Origin of the sequence: Shewanella schlegeliana, assembly GCF_016765635.1 — a bacterium.
GTDB classification, from domain to species: Bacteria; Pseudomonadota; Gammaproteobacteria; order Enterobacterales; family Shewanellaceae; genus Shewanella; species Shewanella schlegeliana.
In genome coordinates this window covers 205,384-221,531 of sequence record NZ_JAESVD010000004.1, presented here as the reverse complement: position 1 = coordinate 221,531, position 16,148 = coordinate 205,384, and the positions used below count along the sequence as shown (strand labels likewise).

The 16,148-nt window shown below is 41.4% G+C and carries 15 protein-coding genes; 14 read left to right on the top strand and 1 reads right to left on the bottom strand.

Features of this window, described 5'->3' with window-relative positions:
- Nucleotides 1–124 precede the first annotated feature (124 nt).
- The 9 genes from JMA39_RS08700 (at nt 125) to JMA39_RS08660 (ending at nt 11,860) form a co-directional block, all read left to right on the top strand.
- Nucleotides 125–1,348 (top strand): porin, encoded by a 1,224-nt coding sequence (locus tag JMA39_RS08700; protein WP_202721493.1) that lies wholly within the window; start codon nt 125–127, stop codon nt 1,346–1,348.
- A gap of 857 nt (nt 1,349–2,205) precedes the next feature.
- Nucleotides 2,206–4,815: a TonB-dependent receptor gene (locus JMA39_RS08695; protein WP_202721492.1), complete on the top strand. Its 2,610-nt coding sequence runs from the start codon at nt 2,206–2,208 to the stop codon at nt 4,813–4,815.
- 102 nt (nt 4,816–4,917) lie between these two features.
- The gene (locus tag JMA39_RS08690; RefSeq protein WP_202721491.1) at nt 4,918–5,871 is read left to right on the top strand and encodes a class I SAM-dependent methyltransferase; all 954 of its coding nucleotides are present in this window, start codon (nt 4,918–4,920) and stop codon (nt 5,869–5,871) included.
- Between the two features lie 1,037 nt (nt 5,872–6,908).
- Nucleotides 6,909–7,691: a DUF3450 domain-containing protein gene (locus JMA39_RS08685; protein ID WP_202721490.1), complete on the top strand. Its 783-nt coding sequence runs from the start codon at nt 6,909–6,911 to the stop codon at nt 7,689–7,691.
- Nucleotides 7,691–9,046 carry a MotA/TolQ/ExbB proton channel family protein gene (locus JMA39_RS08680; protein WP_202721489.1) on the top strand — a complete coding sequence of 452 codons (1,356 nt, stop codon included), beginning with the start codon at nt 7,691–7,693 and terminating at the stop codon, nt 9,044–9,046. The genes JMA39_RS08685 and JMA39_RS08680 overlap by 1 nt, the downstream gene beginning before the upstream one ends.
- Nucleotides 9,046–9,570 carry a MotA/TolQ/ExbB proton channel family protein gene (locus JMA39_RS08675; RefSeq protein ID WP_202721488.1) on the top strand — a complete coding sequence of 175 codons (525 nt, stop codon included), beginning with the start codon at nt 9,046–9,048 and terminating at the stop codon, nt 9,568–9,570. The genes JMA39_RS08680 and JMA39_RS08675 overlap by 1 nt, the downstream gene beginning before the upstream one ends.
- A 13-nt stretch (nt 9,571–9,583) precedes the next feature.
- Entirely contained in the window at nt 9,584–9,988 is a 405-nt protein-coding gene (locus JMA39_RS08670) for an ExbD/TolR family protein (protein ID WP_108947027.1), read from the top strand.
- A gap of 1 nt (nt 9,989) precedes the next feature.
- On the top strand, nt 9,990–10,610 hold the full coding sequence (locus JMA39_RS08665; protein ID WP_202721487.1) for an energy transducer TonB: 621 nt from the start codon (nt 9,990–9,992) through the stop codon (nt 10,608–10,610).
- 2 nt (nt 10,611–10,612) lie between these two features.
- Nucleotides 10,613–11,860: a tetratricopeptide repeat protein gene (locus JMA39_RS08660; RefSeq protein WP_202721486.1), complete on the top strand. Its 1,248-nt coding sequence runs from the start codon at nt 10,613–10,615 to the stop codon at nt 11,858–11,860.
- A gap of 91 nt (nt 11,861–11,951) precedes the next feature.
- Here the strand turns inward: JMA39_RS08660 and JMA39_RS08655 are convergent, their stop codons facing one another.
- A complete protein-coding gene (locus JMA39_RS08655) occupies nt 11,952–12,458 on the bottom strand; it encodes a diguanylate cyclase domain-containing protein (protein WP_202721485.1) in 507 nt (168 codons plus the stop codon).
- Nucleotides 12,459–12,588: 130 nt separating this feature from the next.
- On the opposite strand from JMA39_RS08655, the gene JMA39_RS08650 reads away from it, so the two are divergent.
- The 5 genes from JMA39_RS08650 to JMA39_RS08630 all read left to right on the top strand — a co-directional run bounded on the left by JMA39_RS08650 (nt 12,589) and on the right by JMA39_RS08630 (nt 16,092).
- Nucleotides 12,589–14,421, top strand: coding sequence for a DUF885 domain-containing protein (locus tag JMA39_RS08650; RefSeq protein WP_202721484.1), 1,833 nt, complete (start codon nt 12,589–12,591; stop codon nt 14,419–14,421).
- 108 nt (nt 14,422–14,529) lie between these two features.
- Complete coding sequence (locus tag JMA39_RS08645) at nt 14,530–14,808, top strand: peptidylprolyl isomerase (protein WP_202721483.1); 279 nt, start codon at nt 14,530–14,532, stop codon at nt 14,806–14,808.
- A gap of 31 nt (nt 14,809–14,839) precedes the next feature.
- Nucleotides 14,840–15,373: a GNAT family N-acetyltransferase gene (locus JMA39_RS08640; protein WP_202721482.1), complete on the top strand. Its 534-nt coding sequence runs from the start codon at nt 14,840–14,842 to the stop codon at nt 15,371–15,373.
- Between the two features lie 79 nt (nt 15,374–15,452).
- Nucleotides 15,453–15,686 (top strand): RNA-binding S4 domain-containing protein, encoded by a 234-nt coding sequence (locus JMA39_RS08635; protein WP_202721481.1) that lies wholly within the window; start codon nt 15,453–15,455, stop codon nt 15,684–15,686.
- A gap of 19 nt (nt 15,687–15,705) precedes the next feature.
- Nucleotides 15,706–16,092: a ribonuclease E inhibitor RraB gene (locus tag JMA39_RS08630; protein ID WP_202721480.1), complete on the top strand. Its 387-nt coding sequence runs from the start codon at nt 15,706–15,708 to the stop codon at nt 16,090–16,092.
- Nucleotides 16,093–16,148 lie beyond the last annotated feature (56 nt).

The following is a 16,148-nucleotide window of genomic DNA, read 5'->3' as shown; positions in this document are numbered from 1 at the left end:
GTTCGTCTTTGAGTGGTTGCTAATCTTTTGCTAATCTCGAATTCTATCAGGAAAGAAAGAAAACAACGGAACGGATGACAATTTGAATGAAGCAGACTGAACAATATAAAGGTTAGGCAAATAAATGAAAAAGACTCTAGTTGCATCGGCTTTGGCCGCAGTAATATTTGTGCCAACAGCATCAGCGATTGAAATCTATAAAGATGACAAAAATGCAGTAGAAATCGGTGGTTTTGTCGATGCTCGCATCATCAATACACAGGGTGCTACGGAAGTCGTTAACGGCGCTTCACGTATTAATTTCGGTTTTACCCGTCAGATGAGCGACGGCTGGAAAGCCTATACCAAGTTGGAGTGGGGCGTAAACCCATTCGGCGACAGTAAAATTGTTTACAACAGCAACAGTACTTTCGAATCTCAAAGTGGTGATTTCCTTAACAACCGTCTAGGTTACGTTGGTCTTGGCCACGATACTTACGGTTCTATCACTATCGGTAAGCAATGGGGCGCATGGTACGACGTAGTTTACAACACTAACTACGGTTTCGTATGGGATGGTAATGCTTCTGGTACTTACACATATAACAAGGCTGACGGTGCGATAAACGGTACAGGTCGCGGCGACAAAACTGTTCAATACCGTAATGCGTTCGGTGATTTTAGCTTCGCACTTCAGGCTCAGCTAAAGCAAGATAAGTTCGAAGTGGATGAAGTGCCAAGTGCTTCTAACCCAATTTTCCCAACAGCTGATTTCATGTCTGTTAAATCTGCCGGTGTAAATGTTAAGAACTCAGTGACAACTGTTGAGTACAACTACACATACGGTGGTGCGGCTACATATAATGTAACTGACATGCTAACTTTGACTGCTGGTTTCAACCTAGGCGAGTTTGAAGCGACCACTTCTGCTGGTAAGCGTCTAACAGAAACTGATTCTATCTATGGTGTTGGTGCAACTTGGGGTAACTGGGATGCAGAAGGTGTTTACGCTGCATTCAACGTGAATAAGCAAGAATTCCATGATACTGATAACCTAGGTCGTATGATGCCAGAAGCTAAGGGCCTCGAGTCTCTAGCATCTTACAAGTTCGAAAACGGTATCCGTACATTTGTTTCTTACAACATCTTAGATGCGGGTAGCGAATATGAAGCTGCGTACAACGGTGATGTGTTTAAGCGTCAATTTGTTGTAGCGGGCGTTCATTATGTTTGGGATGCAAACACAGTACTTTATCTAGAAGGTCGTAAAGACTACAGCGACTTTAATAGCACTGATAAAGCTCAGGAAGCTGCAATGGCAGTTTCTGAAGACGACGGTATCGCAATCGGTATCCGTTACACACTTTAATTTGATTAATTAATAGTGATAAAAAGCGCCTTTATTAAGGCGCTTTTTTTGTGCTGGATATTTATAGATTATAGGCTCGGTCTAATACACAGGTTTTCTGGGGGGAATTGAAGTTGAAGCCAATAGCGAATCTCTTTTAAGCAATAGTCAGTCTTAAGGTTGTAAGCTGAATTAAACCGTCATTACGCGCTTCTATCTTGTGATTTTTATTATTAATAGACTTGAAATCGATAGGTAGAAAGCTTCCCTTGTTGGATTGTGTAGCAGGAGTTGGCGGATGCGTTAACTCGAGATTACAGCAATTAAAAAAGCTAGGAGTGTTTAATTTTTGAACGGTTGGTGCGTATTGTAAATGTAATTAATGCTTTACAAGCTTTATTAAATGTATCGGTAGCGCAATCTTTAGCCTGTTAAAAAAACAAGATCTTTTGGGCTGATATTCATCCGAAGTAGATATTATTCGAGTTATTTTCTTGGACTGGACTGTGTTTTTTTTGAACACTACTCTATTCTAATAATCTTTATTTTCAATGTTGATATTGAAAATTAGCTATGTTTACAAAATGTTATCGTCGTTAATTCAAGGCGGTTAAAGCGCTGTTACCGTAACTTATCCCCCATATCCAGATACGCTCACGTTACAGAATAAAACCCTTACCTTTCTTATGTCTAAATAAGCGTTACTTACTATACCTTTTTCTAAATACAAAACCTGCGTCTATAAATCGTTTCAAGTGTTGTAAAAATGTTTCGATTGTGTTTTTATTTGTGTGCGTTTCGCGAGAGCTGTAACTTATTATTAAAAAAGTTGCTTGCGTAACTAAAAAAAAATAAAAGAGAGTCCAGGGAGATTTACAATGTATAAGAATAACTTTCTATCTAACTCAGTGCGCTTAGCGCTAGTTAGCGGTGCAATGACAGCAGCGTTTACCGCACCAGCGGCATTCGCAGTAGAAGAAGAGTCGGCTGATAGCGTAGAACGCATTGAAGTAACAGGCTCACGTATTAAACGTGGTGATTTGGAAGGTGCTTCGCCTGTAACAACGATTACAGCTGAAGACATGAAGGTTGAAGGTAACTTTACTGTAGCTGATGCTCTTAGAAACAGTAACCTTAACTCATTTGGTTCATTCTCTGAGCGTTCGGGTAGTTCGGCACAGTCTCAAGCTACTATCGACCTACGTGGTGCTGGTTCTAGCCGTACTTTAGTATTGATTGATGGCAAGCGATTTCCTGGTTCACCTACACTTGGTGGCTCATCAGCTAACCTTAACGCTATCCCGATGGCTGCTGTTGAAAGAATTGAAATTTTAACAGATGGTGCATCTTCAACTTATGGTTCTGATGCGATTGCTGGTGTTGTAAACATCATTATGAAGAAGGACTTTCAAGGTCTTGAATTTACAGTTGGTGGTGGCACACGTGAGCGTGATAGTGGATTAACAAGTAAAGAGTTTTCAGTTCTTGCTGGTTATGAAATGGATAAAGGTAATATTACTTTTGCATGGGATCACCAAGACCGTAAGGGGATCTCGGATGCAGACCGTGATTACACTGCAGCAAAAATTAATGGTGACTATGATACAGCTCAAGCGTACGTAGATACTGACGGCTGGTCAATTTATGGTGCGACAGTAGCTGCTCCTGATTTCTCTACAGCTTCTGCATCTCCATTATGTGATGATTTAATTGCAGAGTATGGTTCAGATACTTTCCGTAAAGTTAAAGCTGATGTGGATTGGTCTCCAGGATCAGAATATTGTATGTATGCATACGGTAATGTTTCATATAACAAGGCTTCAATTGATCGTAACACTGTTTATGTTGATGCAAATTATGAAGTCGCTGAAGATGTAGAATGGTTTGGCCGTGTAATGTTTACACAGAACAAATCTTTCGGTCGTTATGCACCGCCAGCTGCAGCTTGGAATAACATGTCTGCTGACAACCCAAATAATCCATATGATGAAGAGACTAAAGGTTACTTCCGTTGGGTTGGAATTGGTACTCGTGACGGTAATGTAACGGATTATAACCAAGATTACTTGACTGGTTTACGCGGTACTATAAGTGCGTGGGATGATGCTAGTTGGGAATTTTATTATCACTATAATCAAGCTGACAATAAGTCAGTTGGTGAATATTACCTTAGTTACTCAGGACTAGCTTATAACCAAGCAAATGATATCGATCTAGGTTCAGAAGAAGGTATTGAAAACATGAAAGCTACAACCCTTACTCAGGGATCTGCAGTTTTCAATCAGTACAACGCTGGTATTAACTTTGATGCATTCGAATTACCTGGTGGTGAAGCGGGTCACTACTTTGGTATGGAGTATTTCGAGCAAGACTATAGCGAAGTATATGATGCACAGTCTGAAGCTGGATTGATTGGTGGTAGTGCGGGTAACTCTGCAGGTGGAGACCGTCAAGTTTGGGCTGCTTTCTATGAAGTCGCATTACCAGTCGTTGATAGCGTTGAAGTGAACTTAGCCATTCGTTACGATGATTATAGTGACTTCGGTGGTAACACAGCACCTAAAGCATCTGTTCGTTGGCAAGCTCTTGAAAATATAGTTTTCCGTGCATCATATTCAGAGGCGTTCCGTGCACCAGCACTTGATCAGCTATATGCTGCAACTACATTTAGTGCTGAAACTGGAACAGATTACCCTTTCTGTGAGACTAATGGGATCTCTCGTGAAGACTGTTCATCAGGTCAAATTGATACATATATTTCAGCAAATGACAATCTTGGCCCTGAGACCTCTAAGTACACTAACGTAGGTGTAGTTTGGGATGTTATTGACGAGCTTGGTATTAAAGTTGATTACTTCAACCTAAATATCGACAATGTTATTAGTCAGCGTTCTAATACAGGAGTTATGGAAGGAATTTACGATGGTTCACTCACTCCAACAAGTACTTTCTATGTTGAACGTGCACCAAGTACTCCTTCAGGTGGCTTAGGTAAGGCGCTTAAGGTTGGTACTGGTTATGCTAATGGTGATAAGCTTGAAATTGAAGGTATCGATGTTTCTTTAAGTAGTGCTTTTGAAACTGAGATTGGTGACTTCAACATTAACTGGCACAATAGTTTTATTACTAAGTATGTTCAAGAAGATGCAGCAGGTGGAGATTCAGTAGATACAGCTGGCTGGGCTGGTCAACCAGACTACCGTGCAAATCTTACTGCTATTTACTCAATTGGTGATAACAGCTTTAGCTGGAATGCAAACTATATTAGTTCTACTTATGAAACTAAGGATGAAGGTAAACTTGATTCATGGTTAATCCATAACATCTCGTATAGTTATGACATTGGTAGCTATGGCAGAATTAATCTAGGTGTGAATAACTTAACTGATGAAGATCCAGTACTAAGCTCTGATGGCAAGTATGAAGATCCAAGCCTATATAACAACTATGGACGTGAGTATCGTGCAAGCTATACTCTTAAGTTCTAAATAGATATTTTAATGTAGCTTAATTTAAGTCATCAAAAGGGCCCTTATGGGGCCCTTTTTACTATTGTAATTCTATTTAAATAAGTTTCTGTAGGTGAAATCATGAATATGCATTGGAATCAATATTGGCAACAGGGGCATTTAACCTCTTTTGGTGATAGTTATGAGAGAAACTATACTGGTGTACTTCAACAAGTTTGGTTAGATCCTGTAGAGAGTTTACCTGATAATTTTAGGGTATTAGATATCGCCACTGGTAATGGTGCATTACCACTTATGATTCGAGAAATGGAGTGTAATGCCCAACGTAAAGGTCTCATCATTGGAGTAGATCTGGCGCAGGTTCATCAACCTTCTGTTAGTGATGATTCAGTAGGAATAGAAATAAACCTAAAATCAAATATCGACTGTTGTAACATGCCATTTGAAAGTAATAGTTTTGATTTAATTACTTCTCAGTATGGAATCGAATATGCGTCATTAACTGCAGCCTTACCAGAAGCATTGAGGGTATTGCGTCAAGGAGGGCGTTTACAATTAATTGTTCACCACGATCACTCAATGATTATTGAGAAGAATAGGCGGATCTTGAACCTCATATCTAATTGTTTGACTGATGAGTTGTTTGTGATTTTGCGGATAATGATAGAGCAAATGGGAGAGATCAGCTGTGAAAGTGACTTAAATAAGCTTAAACAAGATGTACAGAGCGAAGCTAATCGAATTGAGCTAAACAGGTTGATTGGTGAGTTAGTAAAACTTGATGAGGAAGCGCTAAAAGATAGTGAGCTAATGGTCTATATCAGCATGCTTTTTAAAACAGGAATTTTTTGGAGTTATAAGAAGAAGGTACGTTATTTAGATTTTGCTGAAAAAGAGATTTTAACGTTAAAATTACGCCTAAAGGAACTCGTTAAAGCTGCAGTATCACAACAAGTTATTGCTGAGATTATTAATAATACTTCTCATTTTGGCTGTGTAGAGGAGGTATCAGTAGTTAGGGAACCTGAAGGAAATGCTATCTTAGCTTGGAAAATAATTATTTTTAAAGTATGACGAAATCTATTTTCTTCGATTCGAATAAAGACAAAGTACTAATGAGAAGTCTGTTAACCTAAGGCACATGACTGAAAAGGTATGAAATGGGAGAGATAAACGGACTGCTCAATAATGATACAAGCTATGCAGCTGATACGCTGCGGGTATACTTAGAAAGGTCTTTCTGATACCTATTAAATCAACTTAACCTCAAGTCTTGAATGTGACGAACATCTCTGACGAGCAACCTCCTTATATCGGGCCTGCGTTTAGCGATAGCCCGCTGACTGTACTTATCATCTATTTTTACGTAGTTGCTTTCCTTGTATTAGCTAGAGTTTCTAAGCAAATAACATAGTTAAACCTATTAAAACTGCAAACATTTATTAGCGTTTTTAGTCTTAAATATCTTTTTCGGAGTGTGTTCCCTTTTCTGGGTTTATCTATGTCGATTATGTTATTAAGTTACCTCTTGCTAATAGGGCGGGTGATTGAATTTTATACGGCAACTATATATGTTGTTATGATTAACTCAAAACCTGCCACTGAGTACAACAGCTACTAAAATGACTACCAGTCCAATGTTTTTATCAGCTAGAGGTTAGCAATAGGACGAATTAATCGTTCAATTTAAGTAAATTATTTACTGGTTATACCAGATTGTGTTAATTGTTTGTTAATTTTGCGTTCTTACCTTTCTTGTGTGTTTCTACTTTATTTACAGGTGGTTAGTTGTTTTTTGTTGTGTGTATCAAGTTCTTGTATTCAATTCTGTTTACACTCTTTCCTTGAAAAAGTCCCTTCTGCTTGTTTTCCATCCTTAAAGCTCGTTTTCTGATAGTTTTTGGTGTTTCCAAATGTTGACACAGGTCAACATTTTGTGAAATGATGCCAGCGGGTCTACATCCTCGAAGATGTAGGAAAGGGAAGATAATAATTAACAATCACAATAGAAAGACAGGCTTAGGCAATAGGGAACTAGAGCAAAATAAGCGTACGCACCCTGTTGTCGATAAGTTAAAGCTTTTTTAATCACTTCAAATTGGTTGGGAACTATGTCCAAGGTAAGCAATAAAACAAAAATCGCTACAGCGCTCATTGGCGCACTAGCCTTAGCAGGCAGCAACTTAGTGATTGCCGATCCTCTTTCTGATGTTCAGAAAGCTGACGCTAAAATTCACGCGGAAGCCGCAACATCTCAAAAGAAAGTTGATAAGTATTTTGACCAAGCTCAGGACATGTTGTTCGAGTATGGGTCAGTTGCTGACGAACGTGAATCACTAAAATCTTATAACGACTACGTAGCAGGTCTGGTTGCAGACCAAGAAGCTACTATGAAATCTATTCAAGATGACATCAACGGTGTTGATGCATTACGTCAAGGCGTAGTGCCATTGATGTTCAAGATGGTTGATGCATTAGAGCAGTTTGTTGCTCTTGACCTTCCATTTAACACAGAAACTCGTGTAGAGCGTGTTGAAAACCTTAAGAATCTGCTTAACAGTGCAGAGGTAACTCTTGCAGAGAAGTATCGTCTGATCCTAGATGCATACTCAATTGAACGTGAATACGGTGGTTTCGTTGCCGTTAAAACGGGGCAGCTAAACCTAGATGGTAAAGAAGTGCTAGTTGACTTCTTCAACCTAGGCCGCGTTGCGCTATATGCTCAAAGCTTAGACGGTAAGTCAGCTTGGATGTATAACGACGAAACTAAAGGCTGGGATAAGTTAGAAGATAGCTACCTACGCGAACTAACTAAAGGTATTCGAATTGCACGTAAACAGGGTGCACCGGATCTATTCTCGTTACCAATTCCTGCTGCGGAGGCTGCACAATAATGAAGAAGTTTATCACTACAGCAATCGTTGCTGCGAGCCTGTCATTAACGGCCGGTATTGCTCATGCTGCAGACGCACCTAAAACAATCGATCAACTACTTGACCAAGTAAAAGTCGAGCGTGCCAATGCATCTAAGACAAACGTAAAGCGTGAGCAAGAGTTTAAAAATGAGCGTGGCGACAAAGCTGCATTACTAAAGCGTGAGAAGAATGCTTTAGCGGCTGAACGTCAACGCGGTAAAGATCTAAACCAAGCGTTTTTGGATAACGAGCGTAAAATCGGTCAGTTAGAAGAAGACTTAAAAACAGCTCAAGGTGACTTGGGTGAAATGTTTGGTGTTGTTAAAGGTGATGCGGGTGACTTCGCTGGTAAGCTAGCGGGTTCTAACATCTCTGCACAATACCCAGGTCGTGATGTATTTATCGCAGACCTTGGTGCGCGTAAACAGCTTCCAAAGATTGATGAACTAGAGCGTTTCTGGGAAGAGCAGCTGTTTGAAATGGCTGAATCTGGAAAGGTTGTTAAGTTTGAAGGTTCTGTTACTGGTATCGACGGTAGTGTAAATAACACAACTATTACTCGTGTAGGTGCATTTAACCTTTTAGCCGATGGTAAATATGTTGTTTATAACGCTGACCTTGGTCTAGTTCAGGAGCTATCACAGCAACCTGACGGCTACCAGACTAAGCCTATCGCTGCGTTTGAAGCTGCTACATCAGGTTCATCTAAGCTTTATATCGATCCGATTCGAGGCACGCTACTTAACATCTTTACTGGTAAAGCAACGATTGAAGAGCGTATTGAAGCTGGTGGTACTATCGGTTACATCATTATGGCTCTACTAGCTCTTGGTGCTCTTATCTCAATCGAGCGTCTAATCACTCTAGGTGTTGTTGGTGCTAAGGTTAAGGCCCAGCGTAAGAACATCGATAATCCAGGTAATAACGCATTAGGTCGTGTACTTAAAGCGTACCAAGATAACAAAGATGTTGATGTTGAAACGCTAGAGCTAAAACTTGACGAAGCAATTCTGAAAGAAACGCCAGCACTTGAAGCGCGTATCTCTATCATCAAGGTTCTTGCGGCTATCGCACCTATGATGGGTCTACTCGGTACAGTAACGGGTATGATTGCAACCTTCCAAAGCATTCAGTTGTTCGGTACCGGTGATCCTAAGCTAATGGCTGGTGGTATCTCTATGGCACTTATGACTACGGTTCAAGGTCTAGTTGCTGCACTACCTCTAATGCTTATGCATGCAGTGGTTGTTGCACGTAGCAAGTCTATTGTACAAGTACTTGAAGAGCAAAGTGCTGGCATTGTGGCAGCGCACGCTGAGAAGAGGAAAGACTAATGTTATTCCTGATGGATATCTGGGATTCCGTCAGGGGCTTCATGGCCTCCGGAGGCGACGTCCTCTGGTTAGTGGCTGGTGTATTGTTTGTTATGTGGGTATTGATGCTTGAGCGTTACTGGTATCTAAATTGGGTATCACCAAAACAGCACAAAGCAATCATTACGGCATGGGAAGCACGAGAGGATTCAACCTCTTGGTATGCACACCGCATCCGTGAAGCTTGGGTATCCCAAGCGAAACAAGATTTAACTGCACGTATGCTGATTATCAAAACTTTAGTAGCAATCTGTCCAATGATTGGTCTACTAGGTACCGTAACAGGTATGATTTCAGTATTCGATGTGATGGCAGTTCATGGGACGAGTAATGCTCGTATGATGGCAGCTGGTATTTCAATGGCGACCATGCCGACAATGGCGGGAATGGTAGCAGCATTATCTGGCGTATTCTTTAGTACGCGTCTTGATGCAAAAATGAAAATCAGTTTAGCGAAGCTAAAAGACAGCATGCCGCACCACTAGAGAGAGATTGAACATGGCACGTAGAAAGCATTCAAGCGTAGAAGAAGAAGCTGAGATTGATATGACACCGATGCTCGACATCGTGTTCATCATGCTTATCTTCTTTATTGTAACAACATCGTTTGTAAAGCCATCAGGTCTTGACTATAACAAGCCTGAAGCATCACAAGCGACTAAGAAGCCTTCTGCTAACATCTTTATTGGTGTGAGCAAGACAGGTATCATCATGATGGAAAACCGTCAAGTTGATATCGAACGTGTAACTGCAAACGTTGAGCGTATGCTTGCAGAAGCACCAGAGGCTGCAGTATTGATTCAAGCAGACCAAGAAGCTAGACACGGTTTAGTGGTTAAGGTCCTTGATAACGTTAAAGCTGCAGGTATCGATAAGATATCTGTATCGGCGGGGAACGAATAATATGCTGAGAGGAATAGTATCACTGATAATTGGTGCTGCTGTGACTTTTGCTTTGTTTGTCTTCATGGCTTTCTTGGTGGGTGGCGGTCCAACCCGCCACGATACCTCGACAGAGACTCCTGTCATTGAAATTACCATGAACAGAGATGACGCATCAGCGCAGAAAAAGCCAAGGGTTAAGCCTAAACCGCCTACACCCCCAGAGCAGCCGCCAAAGCCGGATACTACGCCACCAGATAGTTCATCTGACATTGATACCAATATGTCATTTAACATGGGTGGAGTTGAAGCCGGTGGTGCAAACACTGGATTTAAACTGGGTAACATGATGACGCGAGATGGTGATGCTACACCTATCGTTCGAATCGAGCCTCAGTATCCAATTAAAGCGGCCCGTGATGGTAAAGAAGGTTGGGTACAACTTAGCTTTACGATTAACGAGTTGGGTGGTGTCGAAGACGTTAAAGTCATCAAAGCAGAGCCTAAGCGCCTATTTGATAAAGAAGCACGTCGTGCACTTAAAAAGTGGAAGTACAAGCCAAAGATTGTTGACGGTAAAGCCCTTAAACAACCGGGTATGACTGTCCAACTTGACTTCACACTAGATAAAGGAGGCAGATAATTATGACTAAAATCAATTCAATTGCTGCCGCTCTATTACTTTGTTTAGGTGGAAGCGTAGCGGTTGTTCCTGCAGCCGCTGCCGCTGAAAAGTGTCCGATTGAAAAGCGTAAATCGAAAGCTGTTGGCCAAAGCGCGTCTAAGAAAGTGCAAAAATCTTTTGAGGCATATACCGAAGGTAATGTCGATGAAGCGATTGCAATTCTTCTAGAAGCGAATCCAAAGAATGATTTCGATAAAGCTTATATTGACCGTATGTTAGGTAACTTCTATGCGGAAAAAGGCCAAATGGGTACAGCGGTTAAGTACCTTAAGTCTGCAGTTAATGCTGATATCTTAGGCGGCGTTGACCACGCTCAAACTCTACGACTCTATGCTGATCTCCTGATTGGAGAAAAGAAGTTTAAAGAGTCTATCCCAATGTATTACCAGTGGATGGAGTTTACCTGTAAAGAAGATCCGCAAGTCTATAAGCGTATAGGTATTGCGTATTCTGAGCAGAAAGAGTGGGACAAGGTACTTGAAGTTGCAAATAAAGGCATAACATTGTCTGAAAAACCTGATAAAGGTTTATATCAGATGAAGTTAACAGCTTACTTCAACCAGAAGAAGTACAAGCAAGCTGTTGAAGTGCTCGAAGTTATGGTGCCAATATTCCCAGACGACAAGCGCCTTTGGGTTCAGCTAGCTCAGTTCTATCTGATGACAGAGGATTATACAAAGTCACTAGCGACATATGACTTAGCTTACATGAATGGATTTTTGGAGACAGCGGGTAACATTACTCGTTTGACCCAGCTACTCGCACAGAACGGTTCGCCATACCGTGCGGCGCAAATCTATACTAAGCATATGAAGTCAGGGCTAATTAAGGAAGATGAAAAGAGTTTAACGACGCTTGCTGGTTTTTATCATAACGCTAAGGAGCTGAAAAGTGCTGCTAAAACGTATGGTAAAGCTGCGGCAATCAATAACTCTGGCAAACTATACCTAAGACAAGGCCGTATTTTGTCGCTAGATGGTCAGCATAAAGCTGCGATTACAGCACTGAAGAAAGCGTTAGATGCAGGTGTTAAGAGTCCGGGTGAAGCGCAGTTTGAACTCGCTCTTGCTTATCTAAATCAAAAGCAGTACAAGTCAGCATATAAGTATGCCAAGCTTGCGGCTAATGATAAAAAGACAGCACGTTCAGCTAAGAGCTATCTTGCTTACATCAAAGAAAAGGCACGCGTTCATAACGTAACCCTTTAATTTAATGAGCCAGAAAAAAGCCCCTTTTAAGGGGCTTTTTTGTCGCTGTGACTTTGCATATAACTGTCGCCATTACGAAGTGGTTTGGTTATTAAAGATGAATAAGCCTGTGCCCAGTGGCTTTAGGTAAGCGCATTTGCTCGGTATGTCGCTCTACTGTTTCAAACAGTGTATCTAGATATAGGTCTCTGCTTGGCCGACAAACACAACCACCGAGTTCATACTCTATTTCGCCGTGATGCTGCTTTTGAAGGTTGTGGTTAAAATCTCCGATAGTCTGCTCTAATCTATCGATAACGACATGAGCACCAGTGTCATCTACTTCAAAAATACCGAGTGCAAAAGCCTTGTTATCGAGCCTTGCAAGTAGATCCGTTGAGCGAAGTAACGCTTGTTGTACTTGCTTCATGAATAATTCTAACAATTGTGGTTGAGAAATAGTTTCATGAATGTGTGGGCATAGATACAATAAGGCCAGACTCTGATGGTCACGGATATGCCGATGCCATTCGCGATTAAATACTTCCATAAAATAGGTTTGGTTATATACCCCTGTTTCTGGATCCCTAAAGCCAGAGTTACTGAATGAATAAATCATTAAAGGCTCCTTATATACCCAAGCTACCTCAAGATGCTGAATCCTGCATCTTGAAGTTGTTTGGGTATTTGTCTCTAGTTTTAAGTATAGAAAAGATAGAGCACTAACAATAAATAAAAGGAATAATAAAATGAGGAAGGCGGTACTGGCGTTGTCTATTGGCGCAATCTTAGGGTTAACTGCTTGTGGTGAAACTGAGAGTAAGCAAATCCAACAATCGGCGAAAACAGAGCAACAAGCAACAGAGCAAGTCGTTGAGAGTCAGACTGCACAGCAAGCTTATTTGCAGTTAGTGGATAATTACTTTAAAGATATATTGAAGTTAGAGCCAATCTACGCAACGTTTGTTGGTGTGAATGATTATAACGATCAATTTGGCGATGGCCTATCTAATGAATATTTAACACAGCGACATGAGTTGAATACGCGTTATTTAAAAGAAGTAAAAAAAATAGATCGTGAACAGTTATCCAGTGAGCTAAAGCTAAGCTACGACATGTTCACCTATGATCGTAACGTTGCATTGGCCGACGAAACCTTCCCTAATCACTTCATGCCTATGAATCAATTTTATAGCACAGTGATCAGTATGGTTCAGCTTGGTAGTGGTGAGAGCGCTCAGCCTTTTAAAACAGTTGAAGATTACAAAAACTGGCAAAACCGTCTACAGGGCTTTATTGAGTGGATGAAGGCTGCGCAGGTGCGCATGAACGAAGGTATCGACAGTAAGGTTGTGCTGCCGCGTGTGCTTGTTGAGCGTATTATTCCTCAGCTGAGTGCTCAGCTTGTTGATAACGTCAGTGATAGCTTGTTCTATACACCTATCACCTTGATGCCTGAGTCGTTCTCTGATGAAGATAAACAAGCTATCACTCAAGAATACAGTAAGTTAATTGGTGAGCAGTTAATACCTGAGCTGACCTCATTACGTGATTATTTTCAAAATACCTATATTAAGTCGTCACGTGCAACCGACGGTTGGTGGGGGTTACCTAACGGTAAAGTGTGGTACCAGCACCTTGCTAACACTCATACCACAACGACTATGCCTGTTGATGAGATCCACAAAGTGGGCCTAGATGAAGTGGCGCGGATCTTATCTGAAATGGATAAAGTGCGAGTTCAAGTTGGCTTCGACGGAGATTTAACGGCATTTTTTGCATCACTTTCCTCAGAACCTCAGTATTTCTTCAGTGACCGTCAAGGGTTAATCGATGGTTACATGGTACTTAAAGACAAGATTAATCTTGAGTTGCCAAAGTACTTCAATGTGATGCCAAAAGCCGATTACGTGGTGAAGCCTGTAGAAAGCTTTAGGGAGCAATCTGCAGCTGGCGCATCTTATGATGCTCCAGCAGTCGACGGTTCTCGTCCGGGGGTCTTTTATATCAACACTTATAACTTAAAGGCACAGCCAAAGTGGGGCATGACGACCCTGTCACTGCATGAAGCTGCACCAGGGCATCATTTTCAGATCGCAATTAAACAGGAACTCACCGGAGTACCTGAGTTTCAGCGCTTTGGCGGTTACACGGCTTTTGAAGAGGGCTGGGCGTTATATGCTGAGTACCTAGGGATTGAAATGGGTTTATTTGAAGACCCATATCAGTACTTCGGTAAGCTATCAGATGAGATGCTACGTGCCATGCGCTTGGTCGTCGATACAGGTCTTCACGCTAAAGGCTGGACACGTGAGCAGGCGATTCAGTATATGAAAGATAACTCGCCGATGGCGGAGTCCGATATCATCGCTGAAGTTGAGCGTTATATGGCGATCCCAGGCCAAGCATTGAGCTATAAAGTTGGCCAGTTAAAGATTTTGTCACTGCGTGCACATGCTGAAAAAGAGCTAGGCGATAAGTTTGACTTAAAGGCATATCACGATCAGGTGCTAACCTCAGGTTCGCTGCCAATGGAAGTGATGGAGCTAAAAGTGAACGATTGGATTGCTTCACAGAAGTAACTTACTTAATCTGAAATAACCCAGCTGGGATAGACCATAAAGAATGGTATATACTGGCTGGGTTTTATTTTGCCTAAAAGGCAGTACATTTAATTTTTGGAGAAAACCATGGTACAAGCAACTGCAAGACACCTACTAGTAGATACCGAAGAGAAGTGTCTAGAACTTAAGCAGCAGATCCTTGATGGTGCTGATTTTGGTGATGTAGCTAAAGCTAACTCATCTTGCCCATCTTCGGCTCAAGGCGGCGACTTAGGTTCATTTGGCCCAGGTATGATGGTAAGAGAGTTTGATGAAGTGGTATTTAGCGCACCGTTGAACGAAGTTCAAGGTCCAGTTAAGACTCAGTTTGGTTACCACCTTCTAGAAGTAACAAGCAGAGGCTAAATCTTGCTTAGTTTGTTTTAGAGGAATTAACATGCTCGAACTGTATACCGATAGACTCAGACTAAGAACAGTTACTCCAGGAGACTGGGGCAACTTTCTATATACTCATTCAAGTGAACAACTAAATGAGTTTGTACGTAAGCCTCAGTCAGAATCAGTAATACGAGAGAAGTTCGAGCGTGTTTTAGAAAATCGACAGTTTTGTGAAGGCGAGTGGTTACTCACAATTATTGAGGATGCCCATACACAAGATTTTATCGGTTTTATTGGCTTACAAAATAGCGATGCCGAAATGGGGCAAATGCAAGTTGGCTATATGCTCCACCCAAGCGCTCATGGGCGAGGTTATGCCAGTGAAAGCTTGCAAGCCATCATCGATTGGGCTTGTTTATCTTATAAGCCACATAAATTTATCGCCTACTGCATTGAGCAAAATATTGCTTCAACCAAAGTACTGGAAAAGTGTGGTTTCAAGCGTGAAGGCCTGTTACGTGAGAATTGTAAAATCGGTGAACAATGGTTTGACGATTGTATATTTGGATTATTAGCCGCAGAAAGAGGCTAGTCACAGAATAAAGCGCACACTTCTGTGAAGGTTTGGGTGCTATAATAGCGCCAGTTTTGATTATTTAAGGTGAAATCCCGTGAGTTCAGATGCTCCAACGTTGACATTAAAGTCAGGTGAAGAATACATCGAGTTATACAAGGTCTTGAAAGTTCAAGGAATGTTGAGTGCTGGTGGCGAAGCCAAGCATGTTATTTCTGAAGGGCAAGTGACAGTGAATGGCGAAGTTGAAACCCGCAAACGCAAGAAAGTGGTTGCCGGTGAAGTCGTCAGCTTTAATGGTGAAAGCGTGAAAATTATCGCTAGCGCATAAGAAAGAAGAGAGGATTAACATGCAGTTTCCAGATGATGACAATGGCAAAATGCTTGAAGCTATGGCCGATGCTGGTATCGATCTATCGGTAGCACTCGATGTCGACTTCTTTTTAGTTTTTGATGATCAACGCGATGCAGAGTCTGCACTTGAAGAGATTGGTAAGTCTGATCTTGAAGGCGAAGTTGAGCTACTACTTAACGATGACTCAGGTAAGTGGGAATTGATCGTTTGCTTAAATATGGTTCCTGAGTATGATGCAGTCGTAGAGCAAGAGTTAAGTTTACATGAATTTGCCCAAGAGTTTGGTGGTGTCACCGACGGTTGGGGAGTGATGCAACATCAAGAAGGCGATGATGATTTTGCCGATGACGCACATGAGTGCGGCGATGGTTGTAAGCACTAAATCAACACTTAAAATCATTTTTAAAATAAGCCACTTATATTAGTGGCTTTTTTGTG